Here is a 25,004-nt window from a genome sequence, read left to right on the forward strand (position 1 = left end):
AAGTCAAATACAGGTCGATGCCGGGGCTCACTTCTTCGGCCCCAGGCGTTTGAGCAGGGTGTCGAGGGTCGCCTGGTTCATGCCTTTGGCCAGTGGGAAGTCCGACGGCATCAGCGTCCCGGCCTGCGGGTCGAGGCAATGCCCGACCAGCGCTTGCAGATGCTCCAGCAAGCGAGCGGGCAAGCGGCTGTCGGCGCTCGGCGTGACGCTGTGCCACTCGACATGCAACACGCCGTCTTCCAGCCACGCCACCACTTCACGGCCATGGGTCACCCGGTTGGCCAATGCCACTTCTGGTGGCGGGGTCAGGCTGCTGGCGCGCAACCAACCCTGCGGCGTTTGCTCATGCCCCAAGTAGTTGAACAGCACATCACCACGGCTTGGCGGCAATGCGCCGCGCTGGCGCAGCAGCCCGTGACCGAGGCCATTGCCCGGTACAGCGCGCAAGGCCTCCTTGGCGTTGCGCACCCGATCGCCGGGGGCACCGCTGGAGGTCACGCGCAACGGGTACAGGGTGGTGAACCAGCCGACGGTGCGGCTGACATCCAGGCCTTCGAACGGCGCATCGCGACCATGGCGCTCCAGATCCACCACGATGTCGGCGCGGCTTTCGGCTTCCGCCAGCGTCGCGGCGAGGGCGGCGATCAGCAGTTCTTCCGGTTGCGTGCGATACGCGGCGTGGGACTCGGTCAGCCATTGATGGGTGCGAGCCGCATCCCAACGGGCCGACAAGGTTTGACGCTCGGCGACCGTGACCACCGGCGCGGTGTTCACTGCGGTCTGGGCGTTCCAGTAGCGCTGTTCGGCGCTGACCTTGCCGGCATGGGCGTGCAGGTGCGCGGCCCATTGACGGTAGGACGTGGTTTTCGCCGGCAAACTCGGGTTCTCGCCACGTTCCAGCCCTTGATACAGCCGCTGGAAATCTTCCATCAGCGGCGTCCAGGACACTGCATCGATCACCAAGTGATGCGCGACCAGATACAGGCGTTGCGGTTCGCCCTCCAGCAGGGCAGCGGCGAACAGCGGGCCATGTTGCAGATCCAGGCTTTGCGCGACTTGCTGCAGTTGCTCAGGGTGTTCGCAGCAGGTCAATTGAGCGGGTGATACCGGTGCGATGTGCGCCTGCCATTGCCCGTCAACCTCTGCGAAACGCAGGCGCAAGGCATCGTGGTGGGCGACCAACCGATCCAGCGTCACCTGCACCAGGGCCGGCTGCAGACGACGATCGCTGTCGGCCAGCACCGACTGATTCCAGTACGCCGCCTGCGGCTGTTGTTGGTCGAAGAACCACTGATGCAACGGCATCAACGGCATTGCACCGGTCACGTCACCTTGTTCGGCCAGAGTCAGCAATGGACTGGCCACCTGCGCCAGTGCCGCCGGGGTCGGCGAGCGGAACAGGTCTTTTGGTGTGAGCGAGTAACCCTGTTCGCGCAGTCGGGAGATCAGCTTCAAACCGAGAATCGAATCGCCGCCCAACGCGAAGAAGCTGTCGGTAGTACCCACTTCGCGGCCACCGGTCAGGGACTCGCCGAGCAGTTCACCGAACAGTTGGCAGAGCAGCGTTTCCAGTTCGTTGCGCGGTGCGGCGTAATCTTCCTGAGTCTGCGGCAATGGCAGGGCAGCCAAGGCCTTGCGGTCGATCTTGCCGTTGGTGGTCAGGGGCAAGGTCGGCACTTCAACCCACACCGCCGGCACCATGTACGTCGGCAGCTGGTTTTTGAGTTGGGCGGCAAGCAGCGTATCGAGGCCCGGTTGCGCCGCGTTGCTGCTGTAGAACGCCACCAATCGATTATCGATCACCAGGGTGCAGGCACCGGTGATGGCAGGCTGGTTAAGCAGCGCTGCATCAATTTCTCCCAGTTCGATCCGCTGCCCGCGCAGTTTCACCTGATGGTCGAGGCGCCCCAGGTACTCGATGTTGCCATCGGCGAGGAAGCGGCAACGGTCGCCGGTGCGGTACAGGCGATCACCGTCGATGAACGGGCTGGCGAGGAAACGTTCCTCGGTCAGGTCCGCACGTTTCAGGTAACCGCGAGCGACGCCGACACCGCCGATGTACAGCTCGCCGATGCTGCCGATCGGCAGTGGCTGCATGGCTTCGTCGAGGATGTACAGGCGCAGGTTGGCGATCGGTTTGCCGATCGGCACGATCACGTCGTCCACCGAGCAACGCCAGACCGAGACGTCGATGGCGGCTTCGGTCGGACCATAGAGGTTGACCAGTGCCGCCGGGTGTTGGCTCATGAAGCGCCGCACCAAATCCACCGGCAGCGCTTCGCCGCTGGCGAACACCTGACGCAGACTGTGGCAATTGACCAGGCTCGGTTCTTCAACAAAGGCGCGCAGCATCGACGGCACGAAGTGCAGGGTGGTGACCTGCTCCTGTTGGATCAATGCGCTGAGGTACGCCGGGTCGCGATGACCGTCCGGACGGGCGACCACCAGCGTGGCACCGGTGATCAGCGGCCAGAAGAATTCCCACACCGACACGTCGAAGCTGTACGGGGTTTTCTGCAAGACGCGGTCGTTCGGGCCAATCGGGAAGGCGTCCTGCATCCAGTACAGACGGTTCATCAAGGCGCCGTGTTCGTTCATCACGCCTTTCGGTTGGCCGGTGGAACCGGAGGTGTAGAGCACGTAGGCCAGATCGCCCGCATCAACGCTCAGCGGTTCAGCGGCCGGCGATGGTGGCAGGGCGTCGAGGGTCCAGGCGTTGTGCCCGACCGGCAGACGCGACAGCCATTGTGGTTGAGTCAGGGTGACCCGGGCATCGGCATCTTCGATCAGGAAGGCCAGGCGTGCAGCGGGCAGTTCCGGGTCCAGCGGCAACCACGCGGCGCCGGCATGCACGATGCCGAGCAGGGCGACGACCATCTCCACCGAGCGCTCCATGCACACCGGGACGATGGCGTCGCTGCCGATACCGGCGGCACGCAAGGCGCGGGCAACGGTTTGCGCGCGTTGATCCAGTTCGGCATAACTCAGGCGTTGGCCTTCGAACACCAGCGCCGGGGCGTTCGGGCTGAGGGCCGCCTGTTGGGTCAGCGCGGTGTGCAGATTGGTCGGGCCGGTGTAGTTGCGCTCGGTGGCGTTCCAGCGATCCAGTTGCTGCTGATCCTGTTGTTGCGGGAACAATTCGACCAGCGCTAGCGCAGGCGTTGTCACCAGTGCGTCCAGCAGCGCACACCATTGCGCGCTCCAGCGCTGCATCGTCAATTCGTCAAACAGCGCCGCCTGGTATTCCAGCGCGAGGATCATGTCGCTGCCATCGTCCTGGATTTCCCAGCTCTGTTCGAACTTGGCGTCGATCACCGGCAGCGTCTGCTCTTCGATGTTCAGGCCCGGCCATTGACTGCTGTCCATGCGGCCGTGGTTGAGGGAGAACATCACCTGGAACAGCGGTGTGCGGTTCAGGTCGCGGCGCTGGGCCACGGCGCCGACCAGTGTGGCGAACGGCAGGTCGGCATTGGCCTGGGCCGCGCGCAGATCTGCCTCGAGGCTGGCCAGTAACTGCTCGGCCGGAGCCTGTTGATCGACTTCGCTGCGGATCACCAGCGTGTTCACCAGACACGCCAGCAACGCTTGGGTTTGCGGTTGGTCGCGCTGATCCGCCGGGGTGCCGAGGCGGATGTCGCGTTGACCGCTGTAGCGTGCGAGCAAGGCACTCAGTGCCGTCGCCAGTACCACGTAGCTGGTGGTGCCGCGTTGGCGGGCGAACTGGCGGATGGCTTCGGCACGCGAGGCGCCGAGGTTGACGGTCAGTTGCCGGGCGCGACGATCCGCCTCGGCACCGCGTGGATGGTCGAGGGGCAGGTCGAGTTGATAGTCGTCCTGGCCGAGGTGGTTTTTCCAGTAATCCAGGCTGTCATTGCGTCGAGCCTGGGTGTCCGGGTGCTGTTGCCACAGGGCGAAATCGACATAGTCGACCTCTAGCGCCGTCCAGGTGGGCGACTGCTCTTTAAGGCTGGCGCTGTAAGCCTGCGCCAGTTCGTCGATCAGCAATTGCATCGCCCAGCCGTCGGTGGCGCTGTGGTGCAGGCAGATCAGCAACAGGCTTTCGTCGCCGCCCTGACGTTGCAACAGGTGCGCACGCCAAGGTGCGGCGGCGGCCAGATCGAACGGCGCCATCAGCTCGTTCTGCGTGTTGGCGCACGCCGCAGTCCAGTCCTGTGTAGCGACCGAAGTGACCACGAGCGCCGGGCCTTGATCGTCGATCAGCAACTGCGGCTCGCCCTGGACTTCGACAATGCGGCTGCGCAGTACCAGATGGCGCTCGCTGACCTGCTCGAATGCCTCGCGCAAGGCCTGGACCTGAAGGTCGCCGCGCAAGGTCAGGGCGAATGGCATGTGGTACTCGCGCGAATCCGGCACCAAACGGCTGAGCATCCAGAAACGCTGTTGAGCCAGACCCAACGGCAGTTGCGCCGGACGCGGTTGTGCGGTGATCAGCTCACCCGGCATCGCCGCTCGCAGATGACCGGCCAAAGCCGCCACCGTCGGTTGGGCGAATACCAGCGCCAATGGCAGAGTGGCGCCCAGGCGTTCACGGACCCGAGCGACCAGACGGGTGGCCTGCAAAGAGTGGCCGCCGAGATGGAAAAAGTGATCTTCGATCCCCACCGATGGGCATTCCAGCACTTCGCTGAACAACTCGCAGAGCACCGTTTCGGTTGCGTTGCGCGGCGCGGTGTGGGGCTGGTTGCTTTTGGTTTCAGGCAATGCCGTGGCAGCCAATGCCTTGCGGTCGAGCTTGCCGTTGCTGTTGAGCGGCAGGCTGTCGAGTTGCACCCAAAGGCTTGGCAGCATGTGCGAGGGCAGGCTGTCGCTCAATGCCGCGCGCAATGCGGCTTCTTCGGCGTCACCGCACCAGAAACTTACCAGGCGCTGATCAAGCAACAGCGTGGCGGCATCGCGAACGCCGGTCTGCGCCAGCAGTTCAGCATCGATTTCCCCCAGCTCGATCCGCTGCCCGCGCAGTTTCACCTGATGGTCGAGGCGCCCCAGGTACTCGATGTTGCCATCGGCGAGGAAGCGGCAACGGTCGCCGGTGCGGTACAGGCGATCACCGTCGATGAACGGGCTGGCGAGGAAACGTTCCTCGGTCAGGTCCGCACGTTTCAGGTAACCGCGAGCGACGCCGACACCGCCGATGTACAGCTCGCCGATGCTGCCGATCGGCAGTGGCTGCATGGCTTCGTCGAGGATGTACAGGCGCAGGTTGGCGATCGGTTTGCCGATCGGCACGATCACGTCGTCCACCGAGCAACGCCAGACCGAGACGTCGATGGCGGCTTCGGTCGGACCATAGAGGTTGACCAGTGCCGCCGGGTGTTGGCTCATGAAGCGCCGCACCAAATCCACCGGCAGCGCTTCGCCGCTGGCGAACACCTGACGCAGACTGTGGCAATTGACCAGGCTCGGTTCTTCAACAAAGGCGCGCAGCATTGACGGCACGAAGTGCAGGGTGGTGACCTGCTCTTGCTGGATCAATTGGCTGAGGTAGGCCGGGTCACGATGACCGTCCGGGCGAGCGACCACCAGCGTGGCGCCGGTGATCAGCGGCCAGAAGAATTCCCACACCGACACGTCGAAGCTGTACGGGGTTTTCTGCAAGACGCGGTCGTTCGGGCCAATCGGGAAGGCGTCCTGCATCCAGTACAGACGGTTCATCAAGGCGCCGTGTTCGTTCATCACGCCTTTCGGTTGGCCGGTGGAACCGGAGGTGTAGAGCACGTAGGCCAGATCGCCCGCATCAACGCTCAGCGGTTCAGCGGCCGGCGATGGTGGCAGGGCGTCGAGGGTCCAGGCGTTGTGCCCGACCGGCAGACGCGACAGCCATTGTGGTTGAGTCAGGGTGACCCGGGCATCGGCATCTTCGATCAGGAAGGCCAGGCGTGCAGCGGGCAGTTCCGGGTCCAGCGGCAACCACGCGGCGCCGGCATGCACGATGCCGAGCAGGGCGACGACCATCTCCACCGAGCGCTCCATGCACACCGGGACGATGGCACCGCTGCCGATACCGGCCGCGCGCAAGGCTTTGGCGACGGTTTGTGCGCGTTGATCCAGCTCGGCGTAGCTCAGGCGTTGGCCTTCGAACACCAGCGCCGGGGCATTCGGGCTGAGGGCCGCCTGTTGGGTCAGCGTGGTGTGCAGATTGGTCGGGCCGGTGTAGTTGCGCTCGGTGGCGTTCCACTCGACCAGTTGACGTTGACGCTCAGACGCCGCCAACGGTGACCAGTCGCCGAGGCGAGTCTGTGGTGCGTCGAGCATGGTTTCGAGCAGCTCTTGCCATTGCGCCAGCCAACGCCGGGCCGTGGTTTCGCTGAACAACGCGGCGCGGTATTCGAGCAACACCGACAGCACCTCGCCGTCATGCACTTCCCAGTTCAGGTCGTACTTGGTGGCCTGTGCAGTCACCGCCCGTTCGCGCACCTGCAACTGCGGCCAGTGACTGGCCGAAGAGTCAGCGTTCTGCATCACGAACAACACCTGGAACAGTGGCGTCTGGCCGAGGCTGCGCTCCGGTGCGAGGTGTTCAACGACTTGGTCGAACGGCACGTCCTGATGCTGCTGCGCGTCCAGCACGCGGTTGCGCACCTGACTCAGCAAGCCTTCGAAATCCAGCGCCGGATCGAGGTCAGCGCGCATCACCAGGGTGTTGACGAAGCAACCGATCAGCGGCTGAAGTTCGGCCAGTGGACGCTGGGCAACCGGGCTGCCGACCCGCACGTCGCGCTGGTTGGCGTAGCGTCCCAATAACAACTGCGCCGCACTGAGCATCAGCATGTACAGGGTGGCACCGCGTTGTTGGGCGAACTGACGCAAGCGTCCCACCAGTTCTGGCGGCAGCTGCAGCTGTACCGCACCGGCGATCGGATCGAGCTGGTTTGGACGACCCTGTTCGGTGGGCAGGTCCAACAGGTAATTGCCGTCTTCCAGTTGCGTGCGCCAGTACTCCAGTTGGCTGCAAAACAATGTTTGTTGACCAGGCTCGCGCTGCCAGAGGGCGTAATCCGGGTATTGCAGGGCCAGGTCCGGCAGTACGGCGACGGTGCCTTGGCATTGGGCTGCGTAGAGCTGCGCCAGTTCATTCAACAGGTTCTGGCTGGACGCATCGTCGGTGGCGCAATGGTGCACAGTCAGCAACAGCAACGCTTGGTCGCGACCGCTGCGTTGCACCAGCGTGGCACGGATCGGCACTTGGGTAGCCAGGTCGAAACGGCGCCCGGCTTCGGCATGAATGGCCTCGTCGGTCAGCAGTTGCCAGATGTCGCCGGTGGCCGCATCCAGCGTCGCCACGCGTAGGGTGATGTTGACTTGCGGTTCAATGACCAGCGCCAACTCGCCATCGGTATCGCGCACGATCCGGCTGCGCAGGATTTCGTGGCGTTGAACCACGCTGCTCAGGGCGGACTGCAAGGCCTGAGGGTTCAGCTCACCATCGAACTGCACGGCGCTGACCACGTTGTATTCGCCACCGCCAGCGCTCAGTTGTTCGAGGAACCACAAGCGTTGTTGTTCGAACGACAATGGCAAGCGCACCGGGCGTATCGCCGGGACAAAGGTCGGCGCCGGAGCTTGCAGTGGCTCACCCAACAGGGCGGCCAAAGCGTCAAGGTTCGGGTGTTCGAACACTGCCCGCAGCGGAGGGACCGTGGCGAACTGTTGGCGCAGACGGGCAAACAGCACCGCCGCCAGCAGCGAATGACCGCCGAGATAGAAGAAGTGACTGTCGCGCCCGATCTGCGTCAGCGGCACGTTCAGCAGCTCGGACCACAGGGCGGCGAGTTGCTGTTCGGCGACGGTACGCGGTGGGTCCTGAGCGTCTGGCGCCGCTTGAATGTCCGGTGCCGGCAGGGCCTTGCGATTGAGTTTGCCGTTGTCGGTCAGCGGCAACTCATCGAGCAGCACAAACGCCGACGGCACCATGTAGTCGGGCAGGGCTGCGCCGATGGTTTTGCGCCAGACGTTGATATCGGCCTGCTGGTCGCAGGTGACGTATGCCACCAGACGCTTGTCGCCGGGCACGTCTTCACGGGCCAGCACTACCGCCTGACGCACGCCCGGTTGGGCGCCGATCAAGGCTTCGATTTCGCCCAGCTCGACGCGGAAACCACGGATTTTCACCTGATGGTCCATGCGTCCCAGGTATTCGAGCTGGCCGTCGGGCAGCCAGCGCACCAGGTCGCCGGACTTGTACATGCGCGCACTCGCTAGCGGCGAGAATGGATCGTCGATGAATACCTTCGCGGTCTGTTCGGCGCGGTTGAGGTAGCCAAGGGTCACGCCGGCTCCGCCGATGTGCAATTCGCCCGGAACACCCACCGGCATCGGATTGAGAAAAGCATCGAGCACGTAAGTGCGCACGTTGGCGATCGGCCGCCCGATGATCGGGCGTGCCGGGAAGTCGTCCACTGCACACCCGGTGGCATCCACGGTGCATTCGGTGGGGCCATAGGTATTGAAGAAGCGACTGCCGGCAATCGATGGCAGACGCTGCCAAAGTTGTGCATCCACCGCGTCGCCGCCGAACAGCACGAAGCGCGGCAAATACACCTCGCCACGGCGCACGCCATCGCTTTCGAGCAAGGCCTTGAGCTGCGCCGGGGTGCACTCGAAGGCTTCCAGACGGGTTTCGCGGAAAAACTGCGCCAGGGCCTCGGGGTCATAGCGCACTTCTTCCGGGGTCAGGTACAGGCTGTGGCCGTCGAGCAGCAGGATGAGCTCGGCCACCGAACTGTCGAAGGCAAACGAGTAGTTGAAACTGGTGCGCATCGGCTGATCGGTATAGCGCCGATACAGACCATGGATGCGCGCCCACGCCAGATTGACCACCGATCCGTTGGTGACCAGGGTGCCCTTGGGCTTACCGGTCGAGCCGGAGGTGTACATGATGTACGCCAGATCATCAGGACCGGCGAGCGGCGCGAGGTTGTTGTCCGCCTGATCGGCGAACAGGGCAGCGTCGCTGTCCAGGCGCAGACGCGGCAGTTCGGCACCCAATTGCTCCAGCAAACCCTGTTGGCCGAGAAACAGCGCCGGCTGCGCGTCTTCAAGCATGTACGCCAGACGATCCACCGGGTAGGTCGGGTCCAGTGGCACATAGGCGCCACCGGATTTGAGAATGCCCAGCAGGCCGACCAACAGTTCCAGCGACCGCTCGACACACAGCGCCACCGGGCTATTGGCGACCACGCCGCGACTGCGCAGGTAATGCGCCACCTGGTTGGCTCGGCGGTTCAGTTCGGCATAGCTCAGGCTGCGGCCTTCGAAGCACAACGCATCGCGATCCGGGCTGCGTTCGGCCTGCTGTTCAAACAGCTGGGCGAAGGTCAGGTGCTGTGGCACCTCCATCTCGGTACGGTTCCATTCGACCACGGTGCGCTGCCATTCCGCCGCCATCAGCAGCGGCAGGGCGGCCACCGGGCGTTGCGGCTCGGCGAGCATTTGTTCGAGCAAATGCTCCAGGCGAGCGAGGGTCTGACGGGCGCTGTCGGCGGCGAACAGATCCAGAGCGAACATCAGCTCCAGCTGAATCGGCGCATTGGCCGGGCACAGCACGTGCAGATCCAGATCGCATTCGGAATGTTTGAGCGGGGTGTCCAGCGCTTCGAAATCCAGCCCCGGGAAACGCAGCCGTGACTCCATGGCCAATTGTTGCGCGACCATCACTTGATACAGCGGTGCATGGCTGAGGCTGCGGGGCAGTTGCAGGCTGTCCACCAATTGCTCGAACGGCAGGTCTTGATGCAGCAAACCCTCGCGCAGACGTTTGGCCACCTGACTCACCAGCGCGGTGAAATCCGCTTGCGGCTCAAAGTCGGCACGGATCGCCAGGTTGTTCAGCAGAATGCCGAGCAGGCCTTCGGTGCCCGGTTGTTCACGGTGGGTGACCGGCGTGCCGATCAGTACCGTGGCATCGCCACTCAAACGGTGCATCAGCACGGCGAAACCGGCGAACAACACGGTGAACGGTGTGGTGCCCAAGCGACTGGCGAAGGATTGCACCCGGCCACTCAGGTCGGCACTCAGTTCACGCTGCACGATCCCGGCGCGGTAGGTCTGCACCGATGGCCGCGGATGGTCGGTGGGCAGGGCCAGCAATGGACTGCCTTCGCTGTTGCGACGATCCAGCGTGGTGGTCCAGTAATCGAGTTGGCGTTTGAGTTCGGCACCTTGCAGATGCTCGCGCTGCCATAGGGCGAAGTCGGCGTATTGCACGGGCAAGGCCGGCAGTTCGGCGGGGGCGCCGTTGCAACGGGCTTCGTAACCCAGGGCCAGCTCGCGCAGGGCGATGGTCGCCGACCACGCGTCCGAGACCAAGTGATGCAGAGCGATGCCCAGCACATGTTCACCCGGTGCAACACGTAGCAGTCGTGCACGCAGCAACGGCGGCGAGGTCAGGTCGAACGGTTGCTCAAAGGTTTCTTGCAGCGCATTGAACTGCGCACCCTCGCGAGCCGTGGCGGCCAAACCCGACAAATCATCGAACGGCAGCGCAATGTTCAGCGAGTCGCTGATGTGCTGGCTGGGCACGCCATCGGTGCTGCGGATGCCGGTGCGCAGGATTTCATGGCGCACCAGCAGATCGTTCAGGCTGGCGTGCAGCGCTTCGACGTTGAGTTCACCTTTGAGGTGCAGGGCGAACGGAATGTTGAACAGCGTCGTGCCCGGTGTCAGTTGCTCGATGAACCACAGGCGCTGTTGCGAGAACGACAGCGGCAGCAGCGCCGGGCGTACCTGGGCTTTCGGCGCGCTGATCACGGCGGCTTGCGGTGCGGCGGCATCGGCCTGGCGGGCAGCGATGGCGACGGCCAGCAGCGCCACTGTCGGTTGTTCGAACAGCACCCGCAACGGCAAATCGAGTTTGAAATGGGTGCGCAGGCGCGCAACGATCTGGGTGGCCAGCAGCGAGTGCCCACCGAGGGTAAAGAAGTTGTCTTCCACGCCCACAGTGTCGCGACCCAGGACGTCCGCCCAGACTTTCGCCACGGCGGTTTCCAGCTCGTTGCGCGGCGCGATGCTCTCCCGGGTGTCGGCCTGCCAGTTCAGTTCCTGAGCGGCCAGGGCCTTGCGATCGACCTTGCCGTTGTTGTTCAGCGGCAAGCGTTCCAGGCACACGAACGCGGCCGGTACCATGTACGGCGGCAATTGCGCGCGCAGGTGTTCGTTGAGTCCGTCGCTGCCCAAAGTGTCGTCGTGGGCCGACCAGTAGGCCACCAGCCAGGCTTCGCCGACGGTGTTTTCTCGCAGCAATACGGCGGCTTCGCGCACGTTCGGGTGCTGCGCCAGACGGTGTTCGATTTCGGTCAGTTCGATCCGGTGCCCACGCAGTTTCACCTGCTGGTCGCGGCGGCCGAGGTATTCGATCACGCCATCGGCGCGCCAGCGGCCCAGGTCGCCGGTGCGGTACACGCGACCTTCAAGCTGAGGGCGGTCGATGAAAGCTTCAGCGGTGCGCTGCGGATCGTGCAGGTAGCCGCGACCGACGCCGACGCCACCGACACAGATTTCCCCGGCAACGCCAACGGGTACCGGCCGCAAGGATTCATCCAGCACATACAGCCGGTTATTGGCGGTCGGCTGGCCGATGGGCATGTGGCTGACGTTGGCGTCCGGCGCTTCGAAGATCGGCTGGAAGGCCACGTCGTCGGCGCATTCGGCCGGACCGTAGGCGTTCATCAACGCGATGTCGGGGAAGCGTGCAAACCAGTCCCGGGCCACGGTCGGCGGCAGGGCTTCACCGGTGGGCAGCACCCAGCGCAGGTCGGGCAATTGCAGGTCGCACGGGCACAGTGCGAGCAGCGTGCGCATCAGGCTCGGGACAATTTCCAGCACGCTGAGGCGTTCGCTGGCGATCACTTGCAGCAGCCGCTGTGGGTCGTGTGCTACTTCGTCCGGCAGGATATGCACCGTGGCACCCAGCACCGGCGCGGCGAGGAACTGCCACACGGAAATGTCGAAGGCCACCGACGCGGTCTGTGGAATCCGGTCGTCGGCGTTCAGCCCCAGGGCCGGCACTTTGCCGAAGATGTTATTGAGCATGCCCCGTTGTTCGATCATCACGCCTTTGGGCGTACCGGTCGAACCCGAGGTGAACAGTACGTAGGCCAGGCTGTCCGGACCGCCGAGCAGTGGCAGCGGCGAATCGTTGCCAGACTTCCAGCAGGCTTCGGCGAGCAGAGCGTTTGGCGTTTGATCGAGGCCGCTGAGCAATTGATCGAGCAGGCCGCTGCAGGCTTCGCTGGCCACCAGCAACGGTGCACGGGACAGGCTGAGGATTTCCCGCAGGCGCTCCGGCGGATGATTGACTTCAAGCGGCAGCATCGCTGCGCCAGTCTTGAACACGGCAATCATCATGGTCAACAGCGCCAGGCCACGGGGGGCAACCAGCGCGACCAATTGATCTTCACCGGCACCGGCGTTGCGCAAGGCGTGGGCCAGGCGCGTGGATCGCTGATCCAGTTCGGCGTAGGTCAGGGATTCACCGTCGCAGATCGCGGCAACCTGTTCGCCACGTTGGGCGACCTGCGCGGCAAACAGTTCGGCGTAACTTTGATCCAACGGGAAGTCGTGGGGGTTAACAGCCCACTCGCTCAACAGTTGCTGGCGCTCATCGACAGCCAGTAGCTCGAAACTGCCCAGCGGCGCGTCCGGTGCAACGAGCATGCCGCGCACCAGGCTGGCGATATGGCCGAGCAAGCGCTGTACGGTCGACGCCTCGAAACGCTCGCGGTCGTAGGACACGCGAATGCCCAGTTGCTCGCCGGGCAGAATCACCACGGTCAAACCGTAGTGAGTGTGCACGCTGTGATCCATGCCTTCGAGGCTGAACTGGAAACCACCTTCCAGAATCTGCTCGTCGATCGGGGCGTTTTCGAACACCAGGATGCTGTCGAACAGGGTTTCGCCCCGGGGGAAATCGCTCCAGCCCTGAATGTCGGTCAAGGGCGTGTGTTCAAAGTCGCGCATGTCGACGTTCAGCCCTTGCAGCGCACTCAGCCAACTGCCGAGCGACGCCTGCGGGTCCACCGAAACCCGCAGCGGCAGGGTGTTGATGAACAGGCCGATCATCTCCGCCACGCCGGTCAGCTCCGCCGGACGACCGGCCACGGTGACGCCGAACAGCACATCCCGTTGCCCGCTGTAGCGCGACAGCAGCAACGACCAGACCCCCTGGAAAAACGTGTTCGGAGTGATCCGGCGGCTACGGCAGAACGCGGCCAGTGCCTGGGTTTCCTGCTCGTTCAGGTGAATCAACTGATCGTCCACCAGCACCGCGTCGGTGTAGCGGTCGCGGGCCACGCCGTTGTCCACGGTCAGTGGCGTGGGTGCATTCAGCCCTTGCAACTGGCCGCGCCAGAACTGCTCGGCCTTACCCGCATCCTGGCGTTGTAGCCATTGGATGTAATCGCGAAACGGCCGTGGGCTCTTGAGCTCTGGTGTGCGGTCGTTGCACAGCGCTTCGTAGACTTTGAGGAAGTCCACGGTCACCAGGGAAATGCACCAGGCGTCCATCAAGATATGGTGAAAGCTGCGAATGAATTCGTAGGATTCATCGGCCAGCCGCACCAGCCGGAAGCGAATCAGTGGTGGCTTCGACAGGTTGAAACCGACTTTTTGCTCGTCGTTCAGCAACGTGCGGATCCGCGCTTCCTGTTCATGCGGGGCGAGCCCACGCAGATCGAGGGTGTCCAGGGGAACCTTGACGTCGCGATGGATCACCTGCACTGGTTGCTTCTGGGTTTTCCACTGGAAACTGGCGCGCAGGGAAGGGTGCAGCGCCACCACCTGGCGCCAGGATTCAAGGAACGCCACTTCATCAATGGCACCGCCGATGCGGTAGCGATCCTGCATCAGGTACACGCCGGAATCTTCGTGCAGCAGGGAGTGGAACAGCATCCCTTGCTGCAACGGCGACAGCGGGTAGATGTCTTCAATCGGATTGCGGGTGGATTTTTCGGTGGTCATTGAAAACGTCCTGCAAAAAAAGGGGCAACGGCGCGGCGAAGTGGGCGGCCGATCAAAATTCGTTCTCGTCGAGTTCGGCCATCAGCGCCTGCATCTCGTCATCGGACAGACCCGAGGCGCTGAACTCGGTGCTCTGGGCTTGCGGTTGCGCGCTGTCGGCGGCCAGCGGCTGAGCGACTTCGGCCATGGCAGCGATGGTCTGGCGCTCGAAGACATGCTTGGCCGAAAGCGCAATGCCTTGCTCATGGGCCTGGGCCACCACTTGCAGGCTCAGAATCGAGTCGCCGCCAATGGCGAAAAAGTTCTCGGTGACGCTCACGGTCGACAGCTTCAAGACCTTGGCGACGATCGCTTGCAGGGTGGTTTCCATCGCGTTGCGCGGTGCCACGTGGGCGCCTTCGTCGAACTGATCCGGGTCGGGCAACTGGCGGGTGTCGAGCTTGCCGTTGGGGGTGCGCGGGAAGGTTGGCAGGGTCAGCACTCGGGCCGGCACCATGTACGAGGGCAGGCGTTCACCGAGAAAACGCTTGATCGCTTCCGAGTCTGGCGCATAACCATGAGCCGCCACGATGTAAGCCAGCAGACGCTTGCCGGCGGCGTGCTCTTGCACGATCACCGCGGCTTCGCGCACGTCGCTGTGGCTGCACAGTTGACGCTCGATTTCCCCGAGCTCGATGCGGTAGCCGCGCAACTTGACCTGATGGTCCTTGCGGCCGAGGAACGCCAGGCGCCCGTCCGCCAGCCAGCAGGCCAGGTCGCCCGTGCGGTAGGCGCGGGTGCCGTCGGCGAGAGTGACGAAGGCTTTGGCGGTTTCTTCGGGTTTGTTGCGATAACCGCGGGCCAGGGTCGGGCCGGCGAGAACGATTTCCCCCGGTTCACCGATGCCGCTGGCGATGCCGTGTTCGTTCAGTACGCGCAGGTCCATGCCGGCAATCGGGCGGCCGATGCTCAATGCCCGACTCGGGTCCAGCACTTCATAGGTGGCCCAGACCGTGGCTTCGGTGGGGCCGTATTCGTTCACCAGTCGGGCGCGCGGCAAGGTCTTGCTGTGCTGGGCGATCAACGAAGGCGGGCAGGCTTCCCCGGCAACGATCCAGCACTCGAGGCTGTCGGCGCCACCGGTGCGCTGCAGCTGGTCGAGCAAAGCTTGATAGAGCGAAGGCAGCGACAGACCGTGGCTGACCCGATGCTGGGCAATCAACTGCGCCAGACGGGACATCTCAAGTTCTTCACCTGTAGCCGGCAATATCAGGCGGCCGCCCTGGGCCAGCGTCCAGAAAATCCCGGCGACCGAGCTGTCGAAGGCAAACGACGACAACAGCAGGTAGGCGCCTACCGGCGTCTCGTAGGAGGCCATGCGCACTTGGGTCGAGAAGCTCAGCGCACCGTGACTGATTTCCACGGCTTTCGGTGCGCCAGTGGAACCGGAGGTGTAAATCAGATACGCCAGGTCGTCCGCGCGAGGCACAGGCAGCGGCGGCAGGTCGCTGGGTTCGGGCGCCGTCAGATCGTCGAGCACGAAGCGTTGCAGGCTGGCGGGCACGCTTTCGGCCAGCTCGGCGCTGACCACGATGTGCGCAATGGCGCTGTCGGCGAGCATGTAGGCGCGACGATCCGCCGGGTAGGTCGGATCAACCGGCACGTAAGCGCCTCCGGCCTTTAACACCGCAAGCATGCCCACAATCGCGGCGTTGCTGCGGGCGAACAGAATGCCTACGGGCACGCCTGGGCCGATGCCGGCCGCTACCAGTTGGTGGGCCAGATGAGTCGCGCAGGCATCGAGGCGGGCGTAACTCAGGTCGCCGTCCTTGTCGCTGAGGGCGATGGCATTCGGCTGTTGCTGAACCTGGCGGGCGATCAGCTCGACCAGCGTCACCGGTTCGATCAATGGCAAGCTCGGTCGGGCGTCGATAACCTGCGCTTGAAGCGGTCCGCAAAGGGGCAGATGAGCCCAGGCTTGCTGCGGCTCGGCCAGCGCGCCCAGCAGCAGTTGCCGCCATTGTTCGGCGAGACAGGCCGCCGCTTCACTGCTTAACGTGTGGCGGTCGTAAACCACTTGAACGCGCAGGTTGTCGGGCAATTGACGGACGTCCAGGCAAGCCTTTATCGGGCTCATCACTGCGCTGGCATGACGCTCTTGGATATCACCCGAGCGCCAGGCGAAGGCGTAACCTCCCGTCAGGCTTTGGGTGTAATAGTCCAGCCAGCCAGCCGTGCGCTCGATCATCGCGCCGACGTGCTGACTTTGCTCCAGCAGGGTCGTCTGAGCATCCAGATCGATGCGCACCGGCAGGCACTGCTCGAACAAACCCAAAGCGTTTTCCAGTTCCGGGCCACGGCTTTCGTGGATCAGTGTGATCGGGACTTGCTGCTGGCCGGCGAGTCGTCCGAGTACTGCGGCCCAGGCTGTCAGCATCAGGTTTGAGGTCAGGGCCGGATGGCGGGCGAGATCGGTGGGCACTGCGATCTCCATGTGTGCCGGCGCAAATCCGCTGCCGATGGTGGATTCAAGCGACAGCTGCAAGGTCGGCTGTTCGGTTTCGCTCAATGGTTTCCAGAAGTTCACGCCCGGATGGTCCGGCTCGTCTTCCGTCAGGCTCCAGCGCCACTCGGCGTAATCGGCGTATTGCAGCGCTTCGGACAGGTCGGGTTGGGTGTCTTGCAGCAATATGCCCGCCAGCAGCTTCAGGCTGGCGAGGTCGAAGTGGCTGCTGGCGGCGGCCAGGTCCAGCACCGATTGTTCGTTCGGCAGTTGCGCCAGCGTCACGGCGAGCGGATTCGTCCAGTCGCGGGCCTGCGCGGCAAGGCGGGTCAGCTCGATTTCCTGTTCGGCGCAGCTGTGCTGACGCAAGTCCTGAACGGTCACGGCCAGTGCGCAGTTGTCGTGTATCACTTGCACCGGGTGGCGCAGGCCCGGCACCGGCGTCAGGCGCGTGCGCAGGATTTCACTGTCGGCCATCAATGTCAGTAGACGGCTGTTCAGTGCGTCGACGTCCACCGGCCGGGATAACGACCATTGCAAATGGCAACTGAACGAGTGTTCGACCGCGTCGTTGATGTGCGGGTACACAGATGCCTGTTGTGGCGAAATACGAAAACCTTGGAGTCCGCTCATGTTCAACTCGACTAAAAATGGGGGTTAAACCTGGGCCATGGCAGAGGTGCCGAGGCTCGCTGACCGGGTGTCAGGTGAGCCTCTTGCGAACAGCTGATGTGCCCTTTGAAAAGGTCAGACGGCGACGTCGCTTTGCAGCAGGGCTTCGGCCATGCCGGTCATGATTGCGCGCTTGCCGGTGAAGGGTTCACGACCGTGTACCGCGAGCATGTTGTCGATGAACAACACGTCGCCCTGCTGCCAACTGAACCGCACCAGCGAGTCGAGGTAGGCTGCTCGCAGGGCCTCCAGTACTTGCGGTTCGATCGGTTCGCCGTCGCCATAAAAGGTGTTGGTGGGCAGGTCGAGGTCGTTGAAGTTGCTTTGCAGCGAATCGCGGATCGCCGGGGGCAGGGTGCTGATGTGGAAGAAGGTCGCGTGGTTGAACCACACTTCTTCACCGGTGCGTGGATGACGCACCACCGCCGGCCCCCGCTGGCGAGTACGCAAGCGGTTGTTTTCTTTCCATTCCACTTCGATGCCGACGCTGGCGCAGTAGGCTTGCACTTCGCTACGGTCTTCGGACTGGAACACGGTCTGCCAGGGCAGGCCGAAACCGTCGCCGTAATTGCGCACGTACAGCACGCCTTTTTCGCGGAACCGTGCTTCGATCTCGGGGCTGATACTGGCCTTCACCGCACGGGTCGAGCCGATGGGGGTTTCGCCGCCAGTCTCGGACGGGATGTGGCAGTAGAAGAACAGCCGCAGCGGGAAGCGCGGCGAATAGGAATGTTCGTTGTGCGGGAAAATCATCTGGTCGGCCGGGTAGTCGGTCGAGGTGTAGATGTTGCCGCCGACCCGAGTGCGCGGCGAGGCGCGGAACATGTATTCCAGCGCGCCGGGGGAGAGGGCGGCGATCACCTGGTCGAATTGCTCCACGGACAGCACCGAGAACCCGCGAAACAGCAGGGCGCCGTATTGCAGCAGTTTTTTCTCCAGGCTTTCACGTTCACGGGTCGCCCAGGCGACCAGATCGACGCCGCTGACTGCCGGCTCGATCACCAGCGGCAAGGCGTGGTCCGGGCTCAGCAGACGCTCGCTGACCAGTTGCTGTTCCGAGACGTTCATGGCTTTGCGGCGCACGGCGCCAAGGGCACGAGACGATGGGGGCACGATAGACATAAAGGCATCCAACTCGGTTAGAGGGTCAATGAGCGACGTTTGGTTTGCATCATCTGGCTGCGACCGGCCAGGGCTTGGGACTGTTGGCGTTCACGCTGAAAAGCCTGATCCCGGGTGCCCAGCCGTTCGGCCAGTGCCGGCAGCGGTTCGTCCAGCAGGTTCTGGATCTCGCCCAGCAGGCAGGTCCACAGGTGTTGCAGGCGCAGGGCGCGATCCTGATCGAAGTATTCGCCGCGGTACTTGAGGTTCGCGTCGAGGCCTTCGGCGCCGTGCACCAGATCGAGCACCAGGTGGAAATCTCCCGGCGCCTGCGCCACATCCAGAGCAGTCATGTGCGCACCGGCGATATCGGTTGGAGTTACCCGTGACGGTTGATAGTTGAGCTTGACCTGGAACAGCGGCGAATGACCCGGGCGGCGCTCCGGTGCCAGCGCCGACACCACCAGATCGAAAGGCAGGCCTTGGTGGGCGTAAGCCAGTCGCGCCTCATCGCGCACCCGTTCCAGGAAACCGGCCAGTGTCGGTTCCCCGTGCAGGTCACAGCGCAGGGTCAGTTGGTTGACGAAGAAGCCGATGACGTCGTTGTGTTCCGCCAGCGGACGGCCGCTGACATCGGTGCCCAGCAGAAATTGCTCCTGACCACCGAGTTGCTTGAGCACCAACTGATAGCTGGCCAAAAGCAGCATGAACAGGGTCATGCCTTGCTCGCGGGCCATCGCTGCAAGGTGTTCGCAGGTGGCCTGGGGCACAGTGAAATTCAGGCTGTGCTCGCCCTGGGTCTGGCCGCTGCCACCCAGTTCGAGGGTTTGCGGCCTGTTTGCCAGATGCTCACGCCAGAAGCCTTGTTCCGTGGCGATCCGCTGTTCGCTCCAGTACGTGGCTTCCCATTGGACGAAATCCAGGTACTGCACCGGCAACTTGGCGTCGGTGGCGCCTGCCAGTTCCGCCAGCAGCACTTGCGCAGAGCGTCCGTCGAAGGCGATGTGGTGCAGGGTCAGGAGCAGGTCATGCTGGTCATCGTGACGGCTGAGCAGTTGCGCGCGCAACAGCGGACCGGTTTCGAGGTTGACTGGCGCGGCGTGTTCGTTGGCCAGGCAGTCGCTGAGGGTTTGCTGTTGCTGTGCCTCGCTCTGATCACGCAAATCGTGCCAGGTCAGCGGCACGGCGGTGGCCGGCAAAACCTGTTGCTGCGGGCCATCGACACCATCGCGATACACCGTGCGCAACACACTATGACGGTTGACGAGGGTATTCAGGTGCAGCGCCAGGGTTTCGATGTCGAGCGGACCTTGCAGGCTCAGGTGCAACACCAGATTGTGCCGGGTATCGTTCGGGTTCAATTGGCGCAAGAACCACAGACGACTTTGCGCGAATGATTGACGACTTTGGCCGACACTCGCAGGCGCGATCGATGTACTGGTTGCTGGCGATGGCTCGCTCAGGAAAACCTGCAAGGCCAACGCCCATTGCGCCAGGGTTTGTTCGCCGAACAGGCTTTGGGTATCAAGGTTCCAGCCCAGATCCTTGTACAGGCGAGCGGCAAAATCGGCCACGCTGATGGAGTCCAGGCCGAGGCCGATCAGACTGAGTTCAAAGTCTGCCGCGAGATACGGATTGACCTCGCGCAGGGTTTGCTCAAGCCATTGACGGCACGAGGGCTGTGCGAGTTGCGGCGTATTCTCCACGCGATGCTTTAGTAGAGCGAGGTCAATGGTTTCGCTGCTCGAGGCAATCTGCCCACCGCTCTGGGCGATGATGCTCAAGGTGCCCGCGGCCAGTTGTTTACGTGCACCTTGACGAGCGATCTTGCCGCTGGTGGTCATGGGAATGGTGCCGGCTTCCACCAGCACGATCTGATCGATACCGCAGTCGGCGGCTTCGCGCACGGCGTTTTGCATCGACGCAAACAGCGCCGGGTGATGCGCCGGGTCGACGAACTTGCGTTGCGGCTCGGCGACGATCACCAGTTTCTCGCGGCCCAGTGCGGGGTCCATTTGCGAGAACGCGGCGATGCGCCCGGTGCGAATGCCCGGCTCGGCATCGGTAATGGCGAATTCGATGTCGTGGGGGTACAGGTTGCGCCCATTGAGAATCAGCAAGTCCTTGAGCCGCCCGCAGATCACCACCTGACCTTCGTGCATGAAGCCCAGGTCGCCGGAACGCAGGTAGTTGCCGGGTTCGCCGACAATGCGCGCCTCAAAGGCTTCGCGACTGGCTTCGGGGTTTTTCCAGTAGGCTTCGGCGTTGCTCGGGCCTTTCAGCCAGACTTCGCCGATGCGATCGTGGGCACAGCGTTCATGGCTTTGTGGGTCGACGATGGCAATGCTGTGCAGCGCTTGCGGATAACCGCAGGCGACGAACTCCACGGCAGCGGCATCGGCGGCGGCCAACACGGCGCGACCGGTTTCCAGCACGGCTTTGTCCAGGCGCAACACCACTGGCAAAGCGTCGGCCGGCGTGGCACTGACACACAGCGTCGCTTCGGCCTGGCCGTAACCGGGGCTGATTGCCAGAGGGTTGAGACCGCAAGCGGCAAAGCGCTGGGCGAAGGCTTCGAGGGTAGCGGGGTGGATCGGTTCGGCGCCGTTGATTGCGTGTTGCCAGGCGCTCAAGTCGAGCTGTGCGATGAGGTTGTCGCTGACCACCCGGTTGCACAGTGCATAGGCGAAATTGGGGGCGAAACTGGCGGTGGCGCGGTAGCGGCTCAACGCCTGCAGCCAGGTCGACGGCGCGTTGACGAAGGTCTGCGAGGCCATCAGGTAGCAAGGCATGCCGCTGTAAAGCGGGGCCAGCATGCCGCCGATCAGACCCATGTCGTGGTACAGCGGCAGCCAGTTGACCATGCCGCCATGCTCATCGAAACCGTAGGCCTGGCGCATCAATTCGACGTTGGCGATCAGGTTGCGCTGGCGTACTTCAACGCCTTTGGGCGTGCCGGTGGAGCCCGAGGTGTATTGCAGGAATGCCACCGTCGCACCCTCGACATCCGGACGTTGCCACTGACTGGCCGGTGGGGAGCCGAGGTCCTGGACCGTCAATACGTCGACCTGGCCTTCCACCAGTTCCAGCAAACCCTGGCAATGATCCGCAGGCGCGAGAATCAGCGCCGGTTCGGCATCCACCACCACTTTGCGTACCCGGTCCAAATGGCGCGGTTTGCGCGACGGTGGCGGGAACAACGGCACGGCGATCAGGCCGGCATATAAACAGGCGCAAAACGCACGGGCATAATCGAGGCTGCTGGGCAGCATCAACAACACGCGATCGCCCGGCGCGTAGCGCGATTGCAGCGCGGCCGCCAGCGATCGGGACTGCTCGTGCAATTGGGCAAAGGTCAGGGTTTCGCCGATCTCGACGCCGTCCGGCAAGAAGTGCAGGGCAGCACGCTGCGGGAAGTGCAGGGCGTTGGCCTCCAGCACTTCGATCCAGTGATTGAAAGAGAACATGGTGGTATTCACGCCATGGCAACGATGACTTTGCGGTCACCGGTGTAAGGATTGCGGCCGTGTGCGACCAGTCGATTGTCGAGCATCAGGATGTCGCCGGGTTGCCAGGGAAAGCTGATGGCGGTCTGGCGATAGACCTCGCGCACGGTGTCGAGCACATCGTCGGGAATCACCGAACCGTCGCCGAAGTAGACGTGGCGTGGCAGGTTCTCTTCACCCACCGCCGCCAGCAGGCTGGCGCGTACACCCGGTTCAATGGCCGACACGTGGAACAGGTGCGCCTGGTTGAACCAGACCCACTCTGCGCTATCGGGATGCTGCAGCACGGCGGCGCAACGCTGACGGGTGCGCAGGTCGCCATCGGCTTTCCATTCCCACTCGATGTCGTTGTCCTGGCAGTAGCGTTCAACCTGCGCGCGGTCATCGGTGTTGAAGACTTTCTGCCAGGGCAGATCCAGTGCGCCGCTGTAATTGCGCACATAGAGAAGCTTACGGCTGGCAAACAGCTCGCGGATCTCGGCGGGCATGCGTTGGTAGATCAGGCGGCTGTCGGCAATCGGCGTTTCGCCACCGGTTTCACTGGCCTTGATGCAGTGGAACCAGATGCGCGAAGGCCATGGGCGGGTGTAGGCCTGCTCGTTGTGCAAGGGGATGAATTGATGAGCCGGGTATTCGGTGGAGCTATAGACCCCGGCGAAGACTTTGCTGCGCGGCGTGGAGCCGAATTCGTAGCTGGCCAGCGGTGCGCCGAAACTGGCGGCGAAGCGCTTGAAATCGATGGGCGTGGCGACGGTAAAACCACGAAACAGCACCCCACCAGTCGTGATCAGCGCATGGGGCAGACTGTCGCGGGTCGAAGCGTCCAGATCATGAATCGACTGTCCCGGCGTTGCCTGTACCAGCATGGGTAATGACAGTTCGCTGCCATCTGCTGGAGCAATGGAAAAAGACTCGGAACGCCCGTTCAGGTGTTCGATTGAGGTCATCCTTGCGCATCCTTTTTTATCTTTCTCGACAAATCGCAGGACCTTGAAACGCAGCAGAGGTCGTGGGTGTAGGACTTGTCTGTAATGTATTGGTGTTAATACAAGACGGCATATTAGGTACAAATGAGATAGATTATCAATACTATTTATTTAATTTTTTTTTTGAATTAGACTCCGCTCCGCTGGCGAAAAACAGGGTTCCAGCCAGCTCAAAAAACTAAAAAATCTGTCGCATGGGAGCGGGGCGTGAATTTCAAAAAGAACACAATTGCGTTGGCTGTGGGGTCGGCGGTGTGCCTGGTTAACAGCGCATGGGCGGCCGAACAGTCGAAGACAATGGAGATCGCTCCGATCACCGTGACGGGTGAAAAAATCAACCGCTCTCTTGAACAAACCCAGTCCAGTGTCGTGGTCGTCACTGAACAGCAACTACGCGAGAAGGCCGACAATAGCCTGGTCGACGTGTTCGCCCGTACGCCGGGTGTATACAGTCAGACCGGTAACGAAAACTGGGGTATTCGCGGTGTGCCGGTATCCGGTTTCGATGACCAGGGCCCAGCGACCCTCAACGGTGCGGTATCGGTTTATGTCGACGGCGCCGTGCAGCCGAACCGCACGCTGACCCTCAGTCCGGTCCCGTTGTGGGATGCGGAACAGGTCGAAATTTTCCTCGGCCCGCAGTCCACCACTCAGGGTCGAAATTCCCTGGCCGGCGCGGTGGTTATCCAGACCAAAAACCCTACCTTCCAACCGAGCTTCTCGGCGCAGACCAATGTGGGGAACTATGGTGAGAAGGGCGCGGCGGTAGCCGGCGGTGGTTCGATCGTCGACGACAAGATTGCCGGGCGTATCGCCGTGGATTATCAGGACGGCGACGGTTACATCGATAACGTCACGCTCAATGAGGACGCCAACCCGCATCGCACCAGCAATACCCGCGGCAAATTGCTGATCCTGCCCAATGACGACACGGACGTTTTGCTGACCTATGCCCATAACGAACACCGCCTGGGCGACCGTTCGACGATGAGTGTCAATGGAAAGCCCAGGTATTACGATATTTCTTCCAATACCAAGGCTTTCGACAACTTCAAGCAGGACACCCTCAGCGCAAAAGTGGATTACCGCCTGAACGATGCCTGGACGCTGACAAGCCTCACCGCCAATACCCGTACGGACTACAGCGCCCGACTGGACTTTGACCAGACCGCTGACTCTAATGAAGTCGTTCTGCGCAAGCAGGACAGCGACCTGTTCAGTCAGGAGTTGCGTCTGAATTACACCTCCGACACGGTGAAGAGTTTCGTCGGTGCCTACTATGGTCACAACACCAACAATTTCCACGACCGGTTGTTGTTCGATAACGAACTGTTCGGTACCTCCAAGGGTGATACCAAGATTGAAAACAAGGCGGTGTTCGGTGAAATCAACTGGACATTCGCGCCGCGCTGGACGTTGATCACCGGTCTGCGCTACGACCACGAGACGAACGACACCGACATCGAGCAGGATGACTTCTCCAGCCCCGGACAAGTCAGCAAGTCGTTTGATGCCGTGCTGCCGAAACTGGGCATCAACTATGAGCTGGCCACGGGGCAGTACCTTGGATTCATGGTGCAGAAAGGCTATCGCGGCGGCGGCGTCAACGTCCGTGCCGGCGGCGGTCACCAGTCCTACGATCCTGAATACACCACCAACTATGAACTGTCGTACCGCGGTTCGTTCTTCGACGATACCCTGCGTACCCGCGCCAACCTGTACTACACCGACTGGAAGGACCAGCAGGTCAGTATCCGGAAGAGCGGTAGCGACTTCTCTCAGGTGTACAACGCCGGTCGCAGTGAGATCAAGGGGCTGGAAGTCTTCGTTGAAAAAGACATCACCGAACAGCTGACGCTGACTGCGGGTGGCGCTATCACCGATAGCAAGTACAAGGACTTCGTCACGGGTGATGGCGAGGACCGGAGCGGCGAATCGTTCCTCTATTCGCCCAAGTACAAGATGTCGGTGGGTGGTACCTATCGCTGGGACGACCGCCTGACCTTCAACACGGACGTCACCTACCAGAGCACCGCGCCGTCGGAATACCTGTTCGACGCGGACGGTCAGGTAAACGGCGAGCTCAAGAGCGACAACTACGTGCTGGTCAACTTCAACACCGAATACAAAGTCACCAAGAACATCGCTGTGTCCGGTTTCGTGAAAAACGCCTTCGACAAGGAATACGTCACCAACAACCGCAACGACGACATCATCGATGTCGGCGCGCCGCGCACGGTGGGTATGGCTCTGCGTTACGACATGTAAACCCATGAACGCGGG

The 25,004-nt window shown here is 62.7% G+C and carries 6 protein-coding genes; 1 reads left to right on the forward strand and 5 read right to left on the reverse strand.

What is annotated here, in order from left to right; all coding sequences use genetic code 11:
• Positions 1-27: 27 nt before the first annotated feature.
• The 5 genes from ACYZT2_RS11680 to ACYZT2_RS11700 form a co-directional block, all read right to left on the reverse strand.
• Entirely contained in the window at positions 28-13,974 is a 13,947-nt protein-coding gene (locus tag ACYZT2_RS11680) for a non-ribosomal peptide synthase/polyketide synthase (RefSeq protein WP_461972214.1), read from the reverse strand.
• Between the two features lie 52 nt (positions 13,975-14,026).
• Complete coding sequence (locus ACYZT2_RS11685; protein WP_461972216.1) at positions 14,027-17,089, reverse strand: non-ribosomal peptide synthetase; 3,063 nt, start codon at positions 17,087-17,089, stop codon at positions 14,027-14,029.
• A 114-nt stretch (positions 17,090-17,203) separates the two neighbouring features.
• A complete protein-coding gene (locus ACYZT2_RS11690; protein ID WP_461972218.1) occupies positions 17,204-18,250 on the reverse strand; it encodes a TauD/TfdA family dioxygenase in 1,047 nt (348 codons plus the stop codon).
• 17 nt (positions 18,251-18,267) lie between these two features.
• Positions 18,268-21,696, reverse strand: coding sequence for a condensation domain-containing protein (locus tag ACYZT2_RS11695; protein ID WP_461972220.1), 3,429 nt, complete (start codon positions 21,694-21,696; stop codon positions 18,268-18,270).
• Between the two features lie 8 nt (positions 21,697-21,704).
• The gene (locus ACYZT2_RS11700; protein ID WP_461972222.1) at positions 21,705-22,682 is read right to left on the reverse strand and encodes a TauD/TfdA family dioxygenase; all 978 of its coding nucleotides are present in this window, start codon (positions 22,680-22,682) and stop codon (positions 21,705-21,707) included.
• A 246-nt stretch (positions 22,683-22,928) separates the two neighbouring features.
• Between ACYZT2_RS11700 and ACYZT2_RS11705 the strand changes: the two genes are divergently transcribed.
• Positions 22,929-24,989, forward strand: coding sequence for a TonB-dependent receptor (locus ACYZT2_RS11705; RefSeq protein WP_461972224.1), 2,061 nt, complete (start codon positions 22,929-22,931; stop codon positions 24,987-24,989).
• Positions 24,990-25,004 lie beyond the last annotated feature (15 nt).

It is taken from the genome of Pseudomonas sp. MDT1-85, assembly GCF_054898065.1.